We start from the raw sequence: 17,849 nt of genomic DNA on the forward strand, positions 1-17,849 counted from the left end.
CTTCCGGTTACTTAACAACCGGTCCTCTTATTTTCTCCCCTGCACCCTGCCCCCTGCCCCTCTGCCTTTTCTCCCCTGCCCGATACCCAATACCCAGCGTTAATTATTGGTAATAAAAGAGGCAAATTGCCGACCGCATCTATAATTGAATTTGATTTGTTATTCTACGCACACGCGCACAATCAGTTATGACAGGAAAAGGACAGGGTTTCGGTTTTGGTTTGGGAAAAATGAGAGAACTCGCAGACGCGTTCAAAAAAGCGCAGCAAGTTCAAGAAGGCGCTAAACAGCTTCAAGAAGAATTGGAGCAAATGGAAATCGAGGGAGAGTCCGGCGGTGGACTGGTTAAGGTAATTGTCAGTGGTAACCAAGAACCCAAGCGGGTGGAAATTGCCCCAGATGCTCTAGCGCAAGGTGCAGAATTACTTTCTGACCTCGTGACAGCAGCAATGAAAGATGCTTACAACAAGTCCACTGCAACAATGCGGGAACGGATGGAAGATTTGACTAGCGGTCTGGAACTACCTGGATTTTAGTCATTAGGCACTCAATTTTGGATTTTGGATTTACGATTTTGGATTAACCTCTCCTGATAAAGAAGAGGCTTAAACATTGAAAAATTTTGGTTTTTCTTCTGCGTGAAACCAGAGGCTTGAAACCGAATATTTTAAATTTCAGATTTTCATTTAATCCAAAATCTAAAATCTAAAATCTAAAATCGCTTCGGTCATTAGTCATAAACAATTAGACTGATGACTGTGGACTTTTGACCTTTGAGCGATACTCAGTAAAATATTTATGCCTTACAAGTTGCTGTTTGTCTGTCTGGGGAATATCTGCCGATCGCCATCGGCAGAAAACATTATGAATCATCTCATCGACCAGGCTGGCTTGAGCGATGGCATCCTTTGTGATTCTGCTGGTACATCTAGTTATCACATCGGTAGCCCACCCGACCGACGCATGAGTAGTGCTGCTACGGCGAAGTTGGGAATTAAACTGCTTGGTCAAGCTCGGCAATTTCAGAAACTAGACTTTCAGGACTTTGATATGATCTTGGCAATGGATCAAGAGAACTATAATAATATACTCGCTCTTGATTCCACTGGGCAGTATCACAACAAAGTTTACCTGATGTGTGGTTTTTGCTCTCGGCACACCCTGAAGGAAGTCCCAGACCCTTACTATGGTGGCGTAGAGGGTTTTAATCAGGTAATAGATTTACTTGTGGATGCTTGTGAAGGTCTACTCCAACACGTTACTAGTGCAGTTGGGCATAAATAGCACAATCTTTTGATTTTTGACTTCCGCGTAGCGGTGCTAGCCACTTCCAGCGTAAAAGCTATTCCACTAGGCCATGCTTAATGGCAAAACGCACCAGTTCTGCTCGGTTGCTAGTGGTAGTTTTTCTTAATAAACTGCTCACATACTTTTCTACTGTTCTCGGACTCAAGTGCAGTCGATGTCCCATATCAGCATTAGAAAAACCATGAGTCAACATTTCTAGGACTTCTTGTTCTCTGGGTGTCAACGATGCCAATAGATGGGATTGCTGAATATTAGTAGATAGAGAATTTGGGATGTCTACCTCTTTTGAGTGTCTGAAACTGCCCAAATTCTCTTTATGAGAAAAACGGTACTCAGATTGAATAATTTGCGATCGCTCTAAAAGATTACGAATTGCGGCTGCTAACTCTTCTAGTTCAAAAGGCTTAGGTAAGTACAAATCGCACCCTGACTGGTAGCCCAGAATTCTTTCCTGGGTCTTTGTGCGTGCTGTTAATAAAATTACAGGTAATAACCGGAAAGCTGGTTGTTGGCGTACTCTACGTACCAGTTCATAGCCGTTCATTCGTGGCATAATAATATCGGTAACGATCAAATCAGGATGGTAATTATCTACCATTACCAAAGCTTCTTGACCGTCATTCGCCGTGACCACAGAGTAGCCAGACAGCTCAAGATAATCACTAATAGACAGACGAGTTCCCAGGTCATCATCCACAACAAGAATAGTCAAGGGCATGGACAATACACCCCTAGCATTTTTTTACTCAGAAATTTACTTAGACGAGCTACATCAGTGAACACAGGCAGAAATAGTGTCCTTATGTTTCATACTATGACAGGATTACCAGCTAATGACTGCCTGAAGGTTGATTTATAAAGAAAATCTTAAATCCTGAGAAAATCTTTACGAATTGTAACACAAAGCAATTTTTAATGCGGAAAATCTCTACTTAAGTTTTTAATTCTTAACAATTTGCCCATGAAATACAGAAAATCCTCAGTGTAGTGTAAATTAATATTTAATTTGCCATAATTTTTCTGCAACTTTCGCCCTGGAGAAAAGTTAAATTAGAAGAATATGCGATCGCGCTGATATCACATTTAAGAAGTCTCATGTTGGAAGAGAAATTCACAAACTAGTCCCAAGATTTTTGCAGCACATTTAAAGCACACAAAATTTTTTCAATGAGCGAAAAGAGCCAAAGTTACAAAGTTATTAGTGACAACCGTCAAGCCCGTTATTTGTATGAAATCCTGGAAACCTTTGAAGCAGGAGTTGAGTTAGTAGGAACAGAAGTCAAATCGATTCGCGCCGGGAGAGTTAATCTCCAAGATGGTTATGCTTTGATTCGCAATGGCGAAGCATGGCTGATTAACGTCCATATCTCTCCTTACAACGCTAGTGGTCAATATTTTAATCATGAACCGCGTCGCACGCGCAAACTGTTGTTACATAGCCAAGAAATTCGGAAGTTAATTGGCAAGGTGGAACAGGAAGGTTTAACACTCGTACCTTTAAAAATGTACCTGAAACGAGGGTGGGTAAAAGTGAGTATAGCCCTTGGTAAAGGTAAAAAACTCCATGACAAACGCGAATCCCTGAAACGAAAACAAGATCAACGTGATATGCAACGGGCGATGAAAAGTTATTAAGCCCGAAATATCTCACGATTTCTACACTGGAATGAATAGAAATGGCAAGTATGTTGTATGTCTTCAGTGTGAGTTTAGAGAACGACTAGTTTATAGCCGCAGATTGATTTGATTAGTTATGGGACTCGATACAGTGGTGAATGACGTTGGAAGGTACGAGAGATTTTCACCATGACACGTAATTTGACCAAAGCATTTAGTGCTGGCTTGCTCACATTGAGTATGGCCATGCTGCCTTTAACTCTACCTGCAAATGCCCAAGTTACTGACCCCAGAGTCGAAACTACACCGAGGACTACAGTTTACGAACGCCGAGATTTTGATTGGGGTTGGTTAGGATTAATTGGTTTATTTGGTTTAGCTGGTTTAGCTGGGAGAAAACGTGGCGGGGAATCTACTGCTTATCGCGAGCCGACTACTACTGGAAGTACAACCTACAGAGACTAAGCTATTCAAAATTCGTTTTGAGGACAACTCAAAAGTTACAATGGGCGATGCCACGCTAAGTTAACAGAATTGAGAATGATTGACATCGACTTTTTTGACATTCAGGAGCTACAAATCACATCTGGATTCTGGCTCCTGAATTTCGCCATTTTTTCACCTGTTTAGCTGGCTTTAGGTTCTCCCTGAGATAAATTAAAATTTTGATTGTGGTCTTGAGCTATGGGTGTCCAGTAGCTAGCAATTAAAGCCACCATTAACCACCAAAGGCTATTGACTTCAGGACGAAACCAAATAGTATCTACAGTACCGTGAGCCAGCATCCCCGCTACAGTAGCAAATGCGCCAATTAACCAAAATCCCTCTACACTTCTAGATTGCCGCAATCGTCGCACTTGCACAAATGCGTTATTGAAGGTCACAACTATCAGCCAAAGAAAACAGGCTAAACCCAAAAGACCAGTTTCTACAGCCACCTCTAAAAAAATCGAATAAGCACTTAAAGCTGTAAAACGAGGACGTTGGTAGAGGGGGTAAATTTTATTAAAAGAATTGTGACCAGGGCCAACCCCAGTAATTGGGAAATCGCGAATCATCTCGAAAACAGCATCCCAAACATTTCTGCGAAAATTATTACTGCTATCTCCACGATCTGCAAAAATACTCAACACTCTCATGCGGACTGGCTCGACAAATATGACTGCTAGCAACAGTAAGCCAATCATACCTCCCAAAATCATCGGCAGTGACCAAGTACGCCAAAAAGGAGGCATTTGCACAGTCCACCAGTAAACTAGCAAAGCGATCGCAGTCAATAAACCCACGACTAGACCAATCCAGCCGCCACGACTAAAAGTCAGCACCAAACAAGCACCATTAGCAATAAACATAGTTAAGGCTAAAGCCTTCTTCATCCAACTTTGCCACGCAAAAATGGCCACCAAGCTGAAAACTACTGCTGGAATCAGATATCCAGCCAATAAATTCGGATTACCCAAATAACTATAAACCCTCGTGGTTTTAGCCAGAGGAGATTGTGGATCTACCCAAGTCGCCAGGGCTGTAGCGCCAAAAAACCATTGCCGCAACCCGTAGATAGTCACAATTAAAGATACGTGCAAATACAGAGTAATGATCCAAGAACGCAAGCGAGGCGATCGCAATACCCTAGCACAGAGGGCAAACAGCAACAGATAAAGTGTCAATACTACCAAATCTTTCAACGCTGCCTGTTTAACTGGTGACAATGCAGCAGAAACTACGGCAATTGCCCAGTACAGCAACACCAGCAAGTGAATGGGCGTAAATAACAACCTATGTGTCGGTGCGGATTCATCGGATAAAGTCAACAGCAGCCAAAATCCTACACAAGCTACTAACAATACTCCTACTAAGCCACTCGATACAAAAGGGGCAAGAGCATACACCAGGCTGAGTAAAGCAACTGCGATTCCGTCTCCCCACTGCATCAAGATGCTACTTTGCCGCCAAGAGTGCAATATCCCCACCAAAAAACGGTGTAAATAGCTCGTAGCCAGATATTCTTTCAGCGGTAAATAAGATAAAGTAAATCTTTGCCAGACTAAATTCATAAATACACTTTCTCATCAATTAGCACGCCTGCGCGGAACTTGGACTTAATCATAATCCGGAGTCACAACAAAAGTAATAATTGCCATTGTATTCAGAATTATTTCTAGTTGATGCTAATTGAGTTTCCACCCCTCTATTTACTTAGCCTTCTGGAATACTCCTGTGCTGGAAGCTATGCAAAGGCTGCTTGGCGGTGATTTTTCTAATCACTGATTATTTCAGAAGAAGTCGCAATCTGTAATGGCAAAGACAGTATATAGCGGTGTCCTAATTCCGGTGAACCTTGAACTGCAATTCGTCCCCCATGAAATTCTGCTAGCTGACGGCTAAGTAACAGACCCAAGCGTTCACGCGTCAAGTTCCCATCACCTTCAGCTAAATCCCCAGCAGAATTCATGGTAAATGTATCTGAATAAGAATCAGTTAAATTCAGTAATTTCTCCACCACTACTGGCATCTCTGAGTCCTCCTGACTTTCTGGATCAGGGCTGTAGGTTCCAGCTTCGCCTGTTAATTCCAGCTTGGACAAAGAATTCAGGTGAAAATAAGAGTCAACCTCAGTTATCCCATCTCCTAGCCAGGGATGGGAGACCCAAACAGTCACATTCAGCGTATTTTTTTGATAAGAAACATGAATACGGATAACGCCACCTGTCGCAGAAAGTCGAATCACACTGGAAATTAAGTGATACAGGATATGCCGCACCTTCTCTTTATCCAACACCCAAATGCGGCTATATCCTGGTTCTATGGACAGGCGAATATTTTGGTCACGGCGATTAGCTGCTTCTTTGAGAATATTGATAGATTGCTGACAGAGCATTTCAATATCTACAGGAGCTAGATTCAGCACAGAGTTGTTTTCATCCAACGCTCCCAGTTCGCTAATTTCGTTCACTAAAGACAGTAAGTACCGACCACTGTCTTGAATGATTTCCACATATTCTCTCTGTTTGATTGTCAAAGGCCCATATATCTCACGTCCTAAAACGCTAGCCATGCCTAGTACAGATGTTAAGGGTGTACGTAACTCTTGCGTGATCTGTCCCAAAAGTTTCAGTTTTAGTTGCTTACTATAACCAGATTCTGTTTCTAAATTAGGTGGATTGACTCTCCTGCCTCTTGTGCGTTGATCATTGAGTGATCTCGTAGTAGTGTACGGTGAATTAGTTTTTTCGGACTTTCTGGACAACAGCAGGAGGTTGCGCTCAAATTCACTCATACACCAACGAGCTATTATTTGTAAAAATTCAATATCGCGAGTTGTAAATTTACGTGGCACTAAATCCATAACTGCCAAAGCACCTAAACAATTTCCTGAAGCATCAACCAGGGGCGCTCCTAAGTAGGCACGAATGCCATAATCCTGTACTAACTTACCAGTTCTCAGTGATGATTTGGTGAGTTTATGGGTATCGTTAATCACAGAAACTTGAAAGCTTTCTACTACTTGGCTGCAAAAGGATTCCTCACGTAACAACTGGCGGTTTTGTGCCAGATGATTCATTAGCCCTAGCCTAGATAAACCCACGGCCGACTTGAACCAATGACGTTCTTGGTCTACAAATCCCAATATGGAAATTGGCGCTTCTAAAAAGTGGGCAGCAGTTTGAGTGGCTTCTTCAAAAACCGGAATCGTGTCTGGTTGCCGCAAACCTAATTCAGACAATGCTTCTAGGCGTTGTGCTTCTGTTGCTTCTTGAGAACCCCAACCATCCTTGAAGCTAAACAATTTGTTTTCAGGCTCTACCATTGCCACTGCTACCTTGATATTTTCTCGATCTTGTAATCTATATAACCCCTGAGTCTGGGTTATGATTTTCTACTTTTAAGCATTCCCCAATTTTGCTGCTAATCAACAAAATAGGCACAAAATTTTGATAATACATTCGTGAACAGGTGATTTAATCTGCCTTATTGGAGGTTTTCATGGCAAATAGCGTTAGTTTTATATTCGATCAGGGTAATATAATGCTAAATATCAAATAAAACGCAAAAATTCATCTAATTTTTGATCTGAAAACCCCATAAACTGGCTGTACGTTTGAGCGTTGAGGTGGGGGAGTATTTATGGTGTTTTTCTACTTAAAGATCAATATTTGTTGCCAAAATAGGTAGTTATGGCGATCTGATTGCGGTTGTATACATCATCTTGTTTCAGCAACCGCACAGGATACAAAGAGTGTTCACAAAAAAAAGCAGCACGAGGATGTTTATCAATTAATCTTGAATGGCTAGATATTAAATGCCTCTGAAAATTATTGTTAAGTTAGGTGAAATATATAAATCTTGACAACGATGTCAAAATTTTAGGCGTTTAATTAAGTTTTATTACTGAAAATTCTCCAAAACAGCAGGTTTTTTTATACAAAATTTGTCTGTGCAGATAAACCATAAATTAATTTATTCAGACTTTACGATTACTTCATCAGTAAAGGCTTGTATTAATAGGCAAAAATTTGATATTTATTTTTGAGGATAGCTAGGATAAATATGAATTGTAAAATTCCTTTTGTAGACCTGAATTTACAACACCAGCCGATTCAACATCAATTACAACAAGCAATACAGGCTGTATTGACACAAGGAGATTTCATTTTAGGGAAAGCACTGTCAGATTTTGAAGCTGCTTTTGCCGCCGCATCTGGCACAGAATATGGTATAGGTGTGGCATCAGGAACAGATGCGATCGCTCTTGGATTACAAGCGTGTAATATTGGTGCTGGTGATCAAGTGATTTTACCAGCTAACACCTTTGTAGCCACATTGATTGGAGTTTTACGGGCTGGAGCCAAGCCTGTTCTGGTAGACTGTGATCCGCAAACAGCTTTAATTGACCTAGAAGCAGCCGCCAAAGCAATTACACCACAGACAAAAGCGATTATTCCCGTACATCTCTATGGACAAATGGTATCACCCCAACAGCTATTAGAGATAGCGGATACTTATAAACTGCTGATTTTTGAAGATGCAGCCCAGGCACATTTAGCCCAAAGAGACGGATATCGCGCTGGTTCGGTGGGGATAGCTGCGGCTTTTAGTTTCTATCCCAGCAAAAATTTAGGAGCATTTGGGGATGGCGGGATGCTGCTAACGCGAGATTCAGATGTAGCGCAGAAAATGAAGCGCTTGCGAAATTATGGCGCATCCCAAAAGTATTTTCATGTAGAATCAGGAACTAACAGTCGTTTGGATACATTGCAAGCAGCAGTGTTATTAGAAAAACTACCACATTTGCCGCAATGGAATGGCGATCGCCTAAAAATCGCCCAGCAATATGATCTGGAACTAGCACCCCTAGCAGATGCTGGCATTATTCCTCTGCAAAACCACAGTAGCACCGGACACGTTTATCACCTTTATGTGATCAAAATTGATGATTCTTGTCCCCTAGAACGCCAGCAAATCCAAGACAAACTCACAGCACTGGGAATTCAAACCGGCATTCACTACCCAATTCCTTGCCATCTACAACCAGCCTTCACCGACTTAGGCTATAAAAAAGGAGACTTTCCCCAAGCAGAAAAGCTCACAAATCAAATATTATCCTTACCCATGTACCCAGGTTTGAACAATAACCAAATCAAAGCAGTCGTAGCAGGTATTACATCTGCTCTTAGTGATCAAGCCCAAAAGTTAATATGTATTTAATTTACCAGCTTTAATTCCGTAGTTCAGTCATCCATAGCCAAACAACTGATTTCAGTTCGTGGGATAAATTTGTGGATTGTGAGTTGTTAATTTTAAATTGTTTGAAATCATGGCACTTCAGCAACAGCTAAAACAAAGAAACACGGGACAATTGCTCAACATAGCAATTTTCGGCTTTTTGCTCCTACTCTATGCCCCACTCTTGCTACACTGGGTGGATGGTTGGCTAAACAAAAGCATTAGTATCGAACACGAATACTTTAGCCACGGTATTATTGGTCTGCCATTTGCTGCTTACCTAATTTGGTTAAACCGCAAAAAGTGGCATCGACTGCAAGATACAGCCCATCCTTTAGGTGCAGTTTTGCTCTCCATCGGGGGAGTATTTTATCTGAGTGGTATTCCAGAGTGGGTGAATCTTTCCCTACCGACAATACTGACAGGATTGTGCTTCTGGTTCAAAGGCTTACCAGGCTTTCGACTGCAAGCATTTGCTTTGCTGCTGATATTTTTAGCCACCCCAACCGCCTTACCCTACCTCGTCGTTCCCTACACCTTACCTCTCCAAAGCTTCATTGCCGGGACAGCAGGCTTCATCCTCAATCAAATGGGAATGGAAGTAGTAGTTGATCAAATCAACATATACGTCAATGGCAGAATTGTCGAAGTTGCCCCCTATTGTGCCGGGCTAAAAATGTTGTTTACGACTTTCTACGTCAGTTTGATGCTGCTTTATTGGACTGGTGCATTATCTTCACGCCGCACTACCACTTGGTTTTTATCTTCTGCCCTAGTCATCAGCATTATTGCCAACATTATTCGTAACACTGTACTCAGCTTCTTTCACGGCACAGGTCGCGAGGCAGCTTTTAAATGGCTACATGACAGTTGGGGTGGAGACCTTTACTCAGCTGGTATGCTGCTGCTATTAGTACCATTGCTCAATTGGATGAATAACTATTTCTCCACAGATTCAGAACTTCCGGAAGAAACGGAAAATGCCAGATAAGGAAATAAACAAAGGGGAAAGACTGGTCAATCAATTTTGGATTTACGTTAGCGAAGCGCACGCAGCGCAGCGAGTATTTTGGATTAATTCCGCCCTGAAGGGGCGGGACTTGTACCGAAAATTCCCAATCCAAAATCTAAAATCCAAAATCTAAAATTTTTCGGTCAAAATGTCCCTTCTACTACCCCTACTTCACCCAGAAATTTGATCATGAAATTTTTGGATCACTTTTAAAGTAAGATTTGGCGTAACTATGGCAATTTTTACTGATGAATCCCTTATCTAAGTTTTTCAAAGAAAAGCCAGCAACTCATGTAGCAGTGCTGTTGTTGTTATTACTGCTGTTAGTCATCGGAGGACTTCCCGGATATCTGACAGGACGATGGCAATGGAAACAACCACCACCTGTTCCCAACCTGACAGCATTGAGGGAGATACGTAAAACCGGGATCACCCTTCCTGATTGGCAAACTGTCGAACAAGCTGAACAATTCGTAGGTACAAGTAGATGGTCATTGCAGATTCTCAAACAAGAAAGCACTCAAAAGCAGGCCATATTACTTTTGCATCCGCAAAACGGTCCAATGGATCAACCAGAGGTAGAATGGACTGATATTAATAGCTGGGGAAAAACTCGCTGGAAACGATGGGATATCGCTCAATATCGCTCTGCGGAATTTACTGTCAACCGACCCCCAAAATCAGGATCAAATACTCAAACGAAGGTAGAAGCAAGATTTTTTCGCGTCTCTACCCCACAGGACACTTTCGCTGTTTTGCAATGGTATGCTACCCCCAATGGTGGACATCCCTCACCTGTGCGCTGGTTTCTGGCTGATCAACTGGCACAATGGCATAAAGATCGCGTTCCTTGGGTTAGTGTAAGCATAATGATTCCGATGGAACCTTTTGGCCAAGTGGAAACTACTTGGGCTTTAGCTGAGTCTATTGGTAAAACAGTACAAGCGACATTGATGGCAAGTCCTTTCTAAAAAAATCACGAGTGCGTTGGTTTGTGCAGAAATAATAAAGTACAAAATTATCAACGAAACTATACTGTTAAAGATTTAAGATATCTTCAGAGTAAAATCATCAATCGGTGGGACTTACTTTGACCTCAGTTTTACCATAATTCCATTTTTGATATGCGTGCATTATTCAGCGCCCTATATTTTGTTAGTCTTGAAGTCGGCATTTTGTTGACAGCGGCTGTCCAACCTGTTGTTGCCCAAACTTTATCAAATCCAGGGCAATCCACAGGGCAATTACCCATCCTCCCATCTGGTGCTGTTGATGTCCCACAACTCTTACAACCACCATCGCCTCCACCCAGTGCTGAGGGTTTTAATGACGAGGTTTCTTCCGAACTCAATCGCTATCTTTTGGGTCCAGGAGATGTCATTAGTGTGGTATTTCAGCGCCCGCCTGGCCCCTATAGGTTAGGGCTGGGAGATACGATTAGCGTTGCGGTACAACGTTTTCCTGATTTGAGTTTTCAATCCTCAATCAATCCAGAAGGCAGCATTATTGTGCCACTACTCGGCACGGTGTCGCTCAAAGGTTTAACCTTGTTAGAAGCACAAGAAAAAATTCGGGGGTCGCTGAATCGGTTTGTAATTGATCCTGTCGTAGTTTTATCTTTAACAGGGCTGCGTCCAGATGCGAGTTTTCAAGCCCAAATTGATCCAGAAGGTAATATAGTTGTTCCGCAAGTGGGAACACTTTCTTTACAGGGCTTGAGTTTGGCAGAAGCACAAGAAAAAATTCGCTTGAGTTTAAAAGATGTTTTAGTTGAACCAATCCTGGTAGTGTCACTAGCCAGACCAAGACCAGTTCAAATCACCATTAGCGGTGAAGTGTTTCGACCAGGAATTTATCCTGTTGCTTCTTCAACACCCCGTGTTTCTGATGCTCTATTCATTGCTGGTGGTTCTACAATGAGCGCAGACCTGCGGCAAGTGAAAGTCCGTCGGAGGTTGATGGATGGTTCTGTGATTTCACAAACTGTTGACTTGTATGCAGTCTTGCAGAATGACGGGTCACTACCGAGTTTACGCTTACAAGATGGCGATGCGATCATCATTCCACGTCAAGAAGTCGGTACGGAAGACGGTTACGATCGCAACTTAGTGGCTCGTTCATCCCTAGCTGTACCACAAATTCGCGTCCGGGTTTTAAATTACACTGCTTCAGGAATGGTGACTCAAGCACTACCTAATGGCAGTAGTTTTATAGATGTTTTAGCCGGCATAAATCTGGATCGTGCTAATCTCCGGGACATTGCCCTAGTTCGCTTCGATCCCGAACAAGGTAAAGCTGTTACTCAGAAATTAGATGCGAGAAAAGCTTTGGCTGGGGATGCATCTCAAAATGTGCCACTGCAAGATAATGATGTAATTGTTGTGGGACGGAATTTAGTGGGGAGAATTACTAATTTTCTCGGTACGATTACACAGCCCTTTTTCAATATCCGGGGTTTCCTCAATTTCTTTGAAAACTTTGACAGGAGATAATTTGTAATTAGGAGACTTTGTGCCTGTGGTTTTAGGACTTTGGACTAAGACTACAAACCTATCTGTCTAGACTTGGTAACTTTTGGGGAACTTTGTCCAGATTTTTATGAGCGGTTTGTTTGTAATTTATAATTCGTAATGGCGGGCTGCGGCAAGCCGCTAGCGCAGTTATGCCCTTCAGGGCTTTACGTCATTACTAGATAGCAAGGGTTTAATGCATGGAAAATGGGTGGTTGATTTCCGCGAAGCTGTATTATGGAACTGCTATCTAATTTATCAAAAACCTCAGTAGTATACTTCTAAATATACCTTTATTATGACTCCACCAATTGTTAAGCGTTATCTGATTGCTTTTGATAAATACAAGTGGATTGGATTAGCCAGTTTTGCTTTAGTTGTGGCTGGATCAACTGTGGTGGCAATTCAGCCAGAACCAGCATCCACCTACATCGCAAACGGAGCGCTGGCTTATACTCGTCCGCCAGTTTCGTTCTCCGCAACTGGAACTGAAATTCAACAACAAGGACAAGAACTGAGTAAGCAAGTTTTGCTATCAGAGCAGATCCTTCAGGCTGTATCCACGAAAGTCAATGTCAAACCAGAAACGATTGGGACAAATGTCGCCCTGACTCTACCGGAGAGAAACAATGCCGGGGAACTACTATCCTCAATTATTGAGTTGAGATATCAGGATACTGACCCTAAGCGATCGCGGCAGATATTGCAGGAATTAATGCAAGCCATGATTAGCTTGAGTGGTGAGATTAATACTAGACGATTAGACGCAATTATTGAAAAAATTAATGAGCGCATACCGCAGGCGAAAGCAGAACTGGAAAAAGCAGAACAGCAGCTAGAACAGTATGATCGTCGCGAGCGTCCGGCAATATTGGCGGCTGAAAATGGTAGTTTGCTCGGCGCAGTAACTAATAGCCAAAATCAGCAACGGTTAATTCAATTAACTATTGCCGGAATTGATGCCCAACTTGGCAGTTTACAAGACAAGTTGGGTTTAAATGTGGGACAAGCCTATGTTTCTTCGGCTTTGAGTGCCGATCCGATTCTTTCTAACTTGCGACTGCAAATTTATCAAGTAGAATCTCAAATAACTTTACTTGGTAAAGATTTACGACCTGAAAACCCGACAATGATTCAGTTGTCGCGTCAGAAACAATCTATTGAAGAATTACTGCAACAACGCGCTGGTGAGGTGGTAGGAGGTGACGGTACGGCGGCTCCTCTAGCTGGGGATGTTTCCGGTATCCGCGCCCAAAGCAACTTAGATCCAGCCCGACAACAGCTAGCAAATCAGATGGTGGGTTTGGAAACCCAACGAGAAACTCTCCAACAACAATTAGCTCAACAAATCAGAGAAGAAGAAAAATTACGCCAAGATTATTCTCAAATTCCCAACAAGCAACTAGAGCGATCGCGTTTAGAACAGGAAGTAGGCCTGAAAAGAACGATTTATAACCAAATGCAGGCAAAGCTGACAGACTCTCAAACAGCAGAGGCAGAAACAGTTAGTAGCTTAACAATTGCCAGAATACCTAATGTGATCAACAATGCCAGTCAAGCTCAGAGTGTGCCTTTAACTTTGGGTATTGGTAGTTTATTGGGATTGCTAGTAGGTGGTGGGGTCATATTTTTGTTAGGTTCCCTGGAAGGCACTTTCAAAACCAGGGAGGATATCCGCGACACCCTCAGACAACGGGAAGTTCCCCATTTGGGAGAATTGCCTTTAATGCCTGTTGATGATTTGGACATCGCCGCCCTACCTGTCATACTTTCCCCTGATTCTCCCTATTTGGAGTTTTACGAAAAGTTTCGCAGCAATTTGCGCCGGATTGGTGGTCGGGATTTGAAAGTGCTGATGATTACTAGTACTAGCAGCGATGAAGGTAAGACGGTGAGTGCTTATAACTTAGGTATAGCTTCCGCTCTGGCTGGCAAAAGAACGTTAATTATCGAAACAGATTTGCGATCGCCCTCTCATGCTTTATCCCTGAATGTTACCCCTGATATTGATGCCACCGTTGAACCCCTGCGCTATTATGCCAGATTGAATGAATGTATCCGCTTAGTTCCTGAAGTAGAAAACTTATACATTATTCCCAGCCCTGGGCCTGTGCGTCAATCTGCGGCTATTCTTGAATCCAGCGAAATGCGACGGCTGATGGAAGATGTCCGGGAACGTTTTGATTTAGTCATTTTAGATACTAATGCTCTCAGCACATCTAACGATGCTTTATTAATCCAACCCTTCAGTGATGGCATAGTGTTAGTAACACGTCCCAACCATACACAAGAAAATATGTTAGGAGAAGCTATTGACCAATTAGTTGAATCTGAACTGGGTTTGTTGGGAGTTATTGTTAACGGTGCTGATATTTTCGTTTCCCCATCTCAGCCTGTCTTATCTGAGCAAGAAGCCGGAGTTTATTCAGAAGTTTGAGCCAATAGTCAAAGAAGAGGCAGGGGAGAAGGGAGCGAGGGGATTAAAGAAGCAGGGGAGCAGGGAGCAGGGAGCGGGGGGGAGTTGGAAATTACTTTACACTTTCGCGACTTAACAACCGTTCCTTTTCTCCTCTGCCCCCTGCACCCTTTCCTCTTCTGCCCTGCGGTACTAATCGCGCCGAAATAACCCGAATAATGGCGCAAGAATGATTCCAAAAGCAAAGCCGCCGATGTGCGCCCAGTAAGCAACTCCGCCTGTTTCCACACTCATATTAGCAGCAGCTTGCAGGCTGAGAAGACCCGATATCACATTCTGAACCACGAAAATTCCGATGAGAATAACTGCTGGAATCCTAATTGTGGTGACGAAAAAACCCAAAAAGACTAAGCTTAAAATTCTAGATTTTGGGAAACGGATCACATATGCACCGAGAACCCCAGCAATTGCACCACTAGCTCCTAAAGAAGGAATAGAGGAATCCATGCCAATAAACCACTGGGACAAGGCGGCTAAAGCACCGCAGGCGAGATAAAAAATTACATACTTGAAATGACCCATCCGGTCTTCAACATTGTTACCAAAAACCCAGAGAAACACCATATTTGAGATCAGATGCCACCAACCACCGTGTAAGAATTGTGACGTAAATAAAGTCGTCCACTCTTCGGCAAAGTTATTGGTTAACTCTCGTGGTATTACCGCATACATCTGGAAGAATTGCTCTAATTGTTCACTTGATAGACTCTCTTGATGAAGAAAGACTACAATATTCAAACCAATCAACCCGTATGTAAAATATGGGGTGATTCCCGTTGGGTTTTCATCATGGAGGGGAAACAAGGTGTTTTTCCTAATTATCGATTAATTGCAATATAGCCTGTGTTGCTGACAGCCGATGATGAGATTTTGCCAACTTACCCAGATAAAGATTCTTCATTGGATTTGTCGCTAAATAAACCCAGCAGCGGCCCCAGAACTGCGCCAAATACAAAACCGCCTGCATGGGCCCAATAGGCAATACCGCCGCCTTCCATACCGATATTTGTAGGCGCTTCTAGACTGGCTAGTCCGTAAAAAGCTTGTTGGATAAACCAGAAGCCCAAAAAGAAATATGCTGGAACCCGAAAAGAGGGGAAGAAAAATCCTAAAGGTACTACACCGAGAATTTCGACTTGGGGAAACCGTAGTATATATGCTCCCATAACGCCAGCGATCGCACCACTTGCGCCTAAAGAAGGAATGGTAGAATCTTGAGCAAAGAACCATTGTGCCAAGGATGCCAAGGCACCGCAAGATAAATAGAACAGTAAATATTTAGCACGGCCTAATTTTTCTTCAATATTGTTCCCAAACACCCAGAGAAACAACATATTCCCCGCTAGATGTAAAAAACCGCCATGCAAAAATTGTGCAGTAATCAAAGTAGCCCATTCTGGTACTGGCTGATTGACAGAGATGCCAGAAAAACTTAAGGTGAGTTCTTGGGGAATCACAGCCGCCAGATGAAAGAACTGATTTAATGCTTGGGGAGGAAGACTGGCTTCATAAAGAAAAGCCAAGACATTGACTGCAATCAATCCATAAGTTACATAAGGCGTGATTTGTGTAGGATTATTATCTTTAATTGGAACCACTGGTATTTTCCTGATATTCGAGTCACTAGCCTCACATTACTGAATATTGTCAGTATTTTCTTCTATCTGTGGTTTCAATTAGTCATAGTTGCTAAAAAACAAGCCCTTCTCACGGTTAGGGTAGAAGGGCCAGGCTATGCTAGTGAAAGCAAGTTAATTAATTGTTTTCAAAATCACTGAAATTTTTACGTTTGTACTGATTCTGGAAAAGAGTCAAATATTTATCGGCGTAGCGAAAAGCTGATACACAGTCATAAGCAGCTATAGATACTGCTTGCAAGAAAACCTTGATGGGAATTTCCAATTCTGAAAGTTTTTGGGTTAAAATCAGCAATTGATCATCTGTAGCCGGAAAAGCAGTTTCTTCCGCCCATTCTAATTCATCCCAGCTATTTTCAATTAACGCGTTGGACATTTTGTACCTCCCCAAAAGCAAAAGATGCAAAGCCGGCGATAAAATTTAGCTGCTGTTCACGAGTTAGTAAGTTGACTGGAAGTTCAGTATTGGAACATCCGATCTCTTGCAAAATCTCTAAACAATAAGCATTGATATCAGTCAGTGAGGCTCGCTCCCACTCCAGTGCAACTTCTTTGGCTCTGTTCCAATTAACTCGGATAACGGTATTTGCAGGGTTGTTCATTAAATGCACCCTAATTAAACTCGATAATTGCAGTTTTGCTTAGAAGTACAAATTAGCGTAACCGTATTTATGCTGGATTTATAAATTGGAACACAAAAATCTCAGCGCATTTGCGGAAAGATTTGCCAAGAGATTAATCGCTCACCTCAATTTTTCCCATTATTAACCAGAAAAATGCTCCAAAAGCGCTATTACTATTCTGGAGCCTTCAATTAGACGTTTTGGGATACATTAACACCCATAATTTTTGCAGGGATGACAATACCATAATAGCCAGCCGCAATCGCAGCTATGGCATTCAGCCAAACATTAATTCCAAAAATAGGCATTAAGCCGAAAAATGACTTAGCAAAGGGTAAAAATCCCATAATCGCTAGTACCGCATAAGTAATAGCAAAAACACGATTGAATATGCGAGCGCTGTTAGCATTGTTGTAGGAAGCAATTCCCCAAAATCCCACAGCGCAACGTACAAGGTTATGCAAGAAATTAGTGGGAATTACCCCAAATATCAAACCAAATCCCGCAGCATAGGCGTTAGGAGCTACATCCGCCGGGATATAAGATGCGCTTGTCCCTGGTAATGAAACTAAAGCAGGGACAAATCCAGCTAAACCTAAAAGCAAATAAATTACACCGATGCTCAAAGCGCAGTAACGCTCTGTCATTTTCGCCAAGTTGACGTTTTCCATCTTCTTTTTGACCTCTGGGATGTTAAATCTTGATGAAATCCTAGCTGCTAGCTGAAATGTGGCTGCAACTAATTTATTAAACAAATAAAAACGGGTTATCTCTAGTCAGTTGATTGGTGAGAGATAACACTTTCCATTCAACTGCAATTTTGGGTGTTTAACTCTATCGCAAGTCAGGATTAAGAATTTCCAATGGCTGAGTTTAGGAGATGTTTTTTAATTTCCGAAATATCATAGGGTAAATGTGATAAATAGATCCCCGACATCTTCA

General features: G+C 42.2%; 17 protein-coding genes. 9 read left to right on the forward strand and 8 right to left on the reverse strand.

Annotated features, from left to right (window positions below; translation table 11 throughout):
• Positions 1-188: 188 nt before the first annotated feature.
• Both AACX33_RS04865 and AACX33_RS04870 read left to right on the forward strand, forming a co-directional pair.
• Complete coding sequence (locus AACX33_RS04865) at positions 189-536, forward strand: YbaB/EbfC family nucleoid-associated protein (RefSeq protein WP_194001359.1); 348 nt, start codon at positions 189-191, stop codon at positions 534-536.
• A gap of 262 nt (positions 537-798) precedes the next feature.
• Positions 799-1,284 (forward strand): low molecular weight protein-tyrosine-phosphatase, encoded by a 486-nt coding sequence (locus tag AACX33_RS04870; RefSeq protein WP_194001360.1) that lies wholly within the window; start codon positions 799-801, stop codon positions 1,282-1,284.
• Positions 1,285-1,342: 58 nt separating this feature from the next.
• Here the strand turns inward: AACX33_RS04870 and AACX33_RS04875 are convergent, their stop codons facing one another.
• Positions 1,343-2,026: a response regulator transcription factor gene (locus AACX33_RS04875; RefSeq protein ID WP_194001362.1), complete on the reverse strand. Its 684-nt coding sequence runs from the start codon at positions 2,024-2,026 to the stop codon at positions 1,343-1,345.
• 449 nt (positions 2,027-2,475) lie between these two features.
• Here AACX33_RS04875 and smpB point away from each other — a divergent pair, with 449 nt between their 5' ends.
• Both smpB and AACX33_RS04885 read left to right on the forward strand, forming a co-directional pair.
• Positions 2,476-2,943, forward strand: coding sequence for an SsrA-binding protein SmpB (smpB, locus tag AACX33_RS04880; RefSeq protein WP_194001364.1), 468 nt, complete (start codon positions 2,476-2,478; stop codon positions 2,941-2,943).
• A 171-nt stretch (positions 2,944-3,114) separates the two neighbouring features.
• Positions 3,115-3,390, forward strand: a complete 276-nt coding sequence (locus tag AACX33_RS04885) for a WGxxGxxG family protein (protein WP_194001366.1) — start codon at positions 3,115-3,117, stop codon at positions 3,388-3,390.
• A gap of 161 nt (positions 3,391-3,551) precedes the next feature.
• Here the strand turns inward: AACX33_RS04885 and AACX33_RS04890 are convergent, their stop codons facing one another.
• Together AACX33_RS04890 and AACX33_RS04895 are read right to left on the reverse strand one after the other, a co-directional pair.
• A complete protein-coding gene (locus AACX33_RS04890) occupies positions 3,552-4,979 on the reverse strand; it encodes an IctB family putative bicarbonate transporter (protein WP_194001368.1) in 1,428 nt (475 codons plus the stop codon).
• A gap of 203 nt (positions 4,980-5,182) precedes the next feature.
• Entirely contained in the window at positions 5,183-6,733 is a 1,551-nt protein-coding gene (locus tag AACX33_RS04895; RefSeq protein WP_194001370.1) for a GAF domain-containing sensor histidine kinase, read from the reverse strand.
• 740 nt (positions 6,734-7,473) lie between these two features.
• On the opposite strand from AACX33_RS04895, the gene AACX33_RS04900 reads away from it, so the two are divergent.
• The 5 genes from AACX33_RS04900 to AACX33_RS04920 all read left to right on the forward strand — a co-directional run bounded on the left by AACX33_RS04900 (position 7,474) and on the right by AACX33_RS04920 (position 14,608).
• Entirely contained in the window at positions 7,474-8,631 is a 1,158-nt protein-coding gene (locus tag AACX33_RS04900) for a DegT/DnrJ/EryC1/StrS family aminotransferase (protein ID WP_194001372.1), read from the forward strand.
• Between the two features lie 109 nt (positions 8,632-8,740).
• Complete coding sequence (crtB, locus tag AACX33_RS04905; protein ID WP_194001374.1) at positions 8,741-9,640, forward strand: cyanoexosortase B; 900 nt, start codon at positions 8,741-8,743, stop codon at positions 9,638-9,640.
• Between the two features lie 269 nt (positions 9,641-9,909).
• On the forward strand, positions 9,910-10,632 hold the full coding sequence (locus AACX33_RS04910) for a cyanoexosortase B system-associated protein (RefSeq protein ID WP_194001376.1): 723 nt from the start codon (positions 9,910-9,912) through the stop codon (positions 10,630-10,632).
• Positions 10,633-10,785: 153 nt separating this feature from the next.
• Positions 10,786-12,153, forward strand: a complete 1,368-nt coding sequence (locus tag AACX33_RS04915) for a polysaccharide biosynthesis/export family protein (RefSeq protein ID WP_227788863.1) — start codon at positions 10,786-10,788, stop codon at positions 12,151-12,153.
• 316 nt (positions 12,154-12,469) lie between these two features.
• Positions 12,470-14,608 carry a GumC family protein gene (locus tag AACX33_RS04920; RefSeq protein WP_194001655.1) on the forward strand — a complete coding sequence of 713 codons (2,139 nt, stop codon included), beginning with the start codon at positions 12,470-12,472 and terminating at the stop codon, positions 14,606-14,608.
• 171 nt (positions 14,609-14,779) lie between these two features.
• Here AACX33_RS04920 and AACX33_RS04925 read toward each other — a convergent pair whose 3' ends face one another.
• The 5 genes from AACX33_RS04925 to AACX33_RS04945 all read right to left on the reverse strand — a co-directional run bounded on the left by AACX33_RS04925 (position 14,780) and on the right by AACX33_RS04945 (position 17,578).
• On the reverse strand, positions 14,780-15,451 hold the full coding sequence (locus AACX33_RS04925) for a rhomboid family intramembrane serine protease (protein WP_194001653.1): 672 nt from the start codon (positions 15,449-15,451) through the stop codon (positions 14,780-14,782).
• A 74-nt stretch (positions 15,452-15,525) separates the two neighbouring features.
• The gene (locus AACX33_RS04930; RefSeq protein ID WP_194001651.1) at positions 15,526-16,245 is read right to left on the reverse strand and encodes a rhomboid family intramembrane serine protease; all 720 of its coding nucleotides are present in this window, start codon (positions 16,243-16,245) and stop codon (positions 15,526-15,528) included.
• Positions 16,246-16,402: 157 nt separating this feature from the next.
• Complete coding sequence (locus AACX33_RS04935) at positions 16,403-16,660, reverse strand: hypothetical protein (RefSeq protein ID WP_194001649.1); 258 nt, start codon at positions 16,658-16,660, stop codon at positions 16,403-16,405.
• Positions 16,641-16,886: a hypothetical protein gene (locus AACX33_RS04940; protein WP_194001647.1), complete on the reverse strand. Its 246-nt coding sequence runs from the start codon at positions 16,884-16,886 to the stop codon at positions 16,641-16,643. Before AACX33_RS04940 ends, AACX33_RS04935 begins: the two co-directional genes overlap by 20 nt.
• Positions 16,887-17,098: 212 nt before the next feature.
• Positions 17,099-17,578 (reverse strand): DUF4383 domain-containing protein, encoded by a 480-nt coding sequence (locus tag AACX33_RS04945; protein ID WP_194001645.1) that lies wholly within the window; start codon positions 17,576-17,578, stop codon positions 17,099-17,101.
• Positions 17,579-17,849 lie beyond the last annotated feature (271 nt).

The sequence above is a fragment of the Nodularia sp. LEGE 04288 genome (assembly GCF_963896525.1).
In the GTDB taxonomy this organism is placed as follows: domain Bacteria; phylum Cyanobacteriota; class Cyanobacteriia; order Cyanobacteriales; family Nostocaceae; genus Nodularia.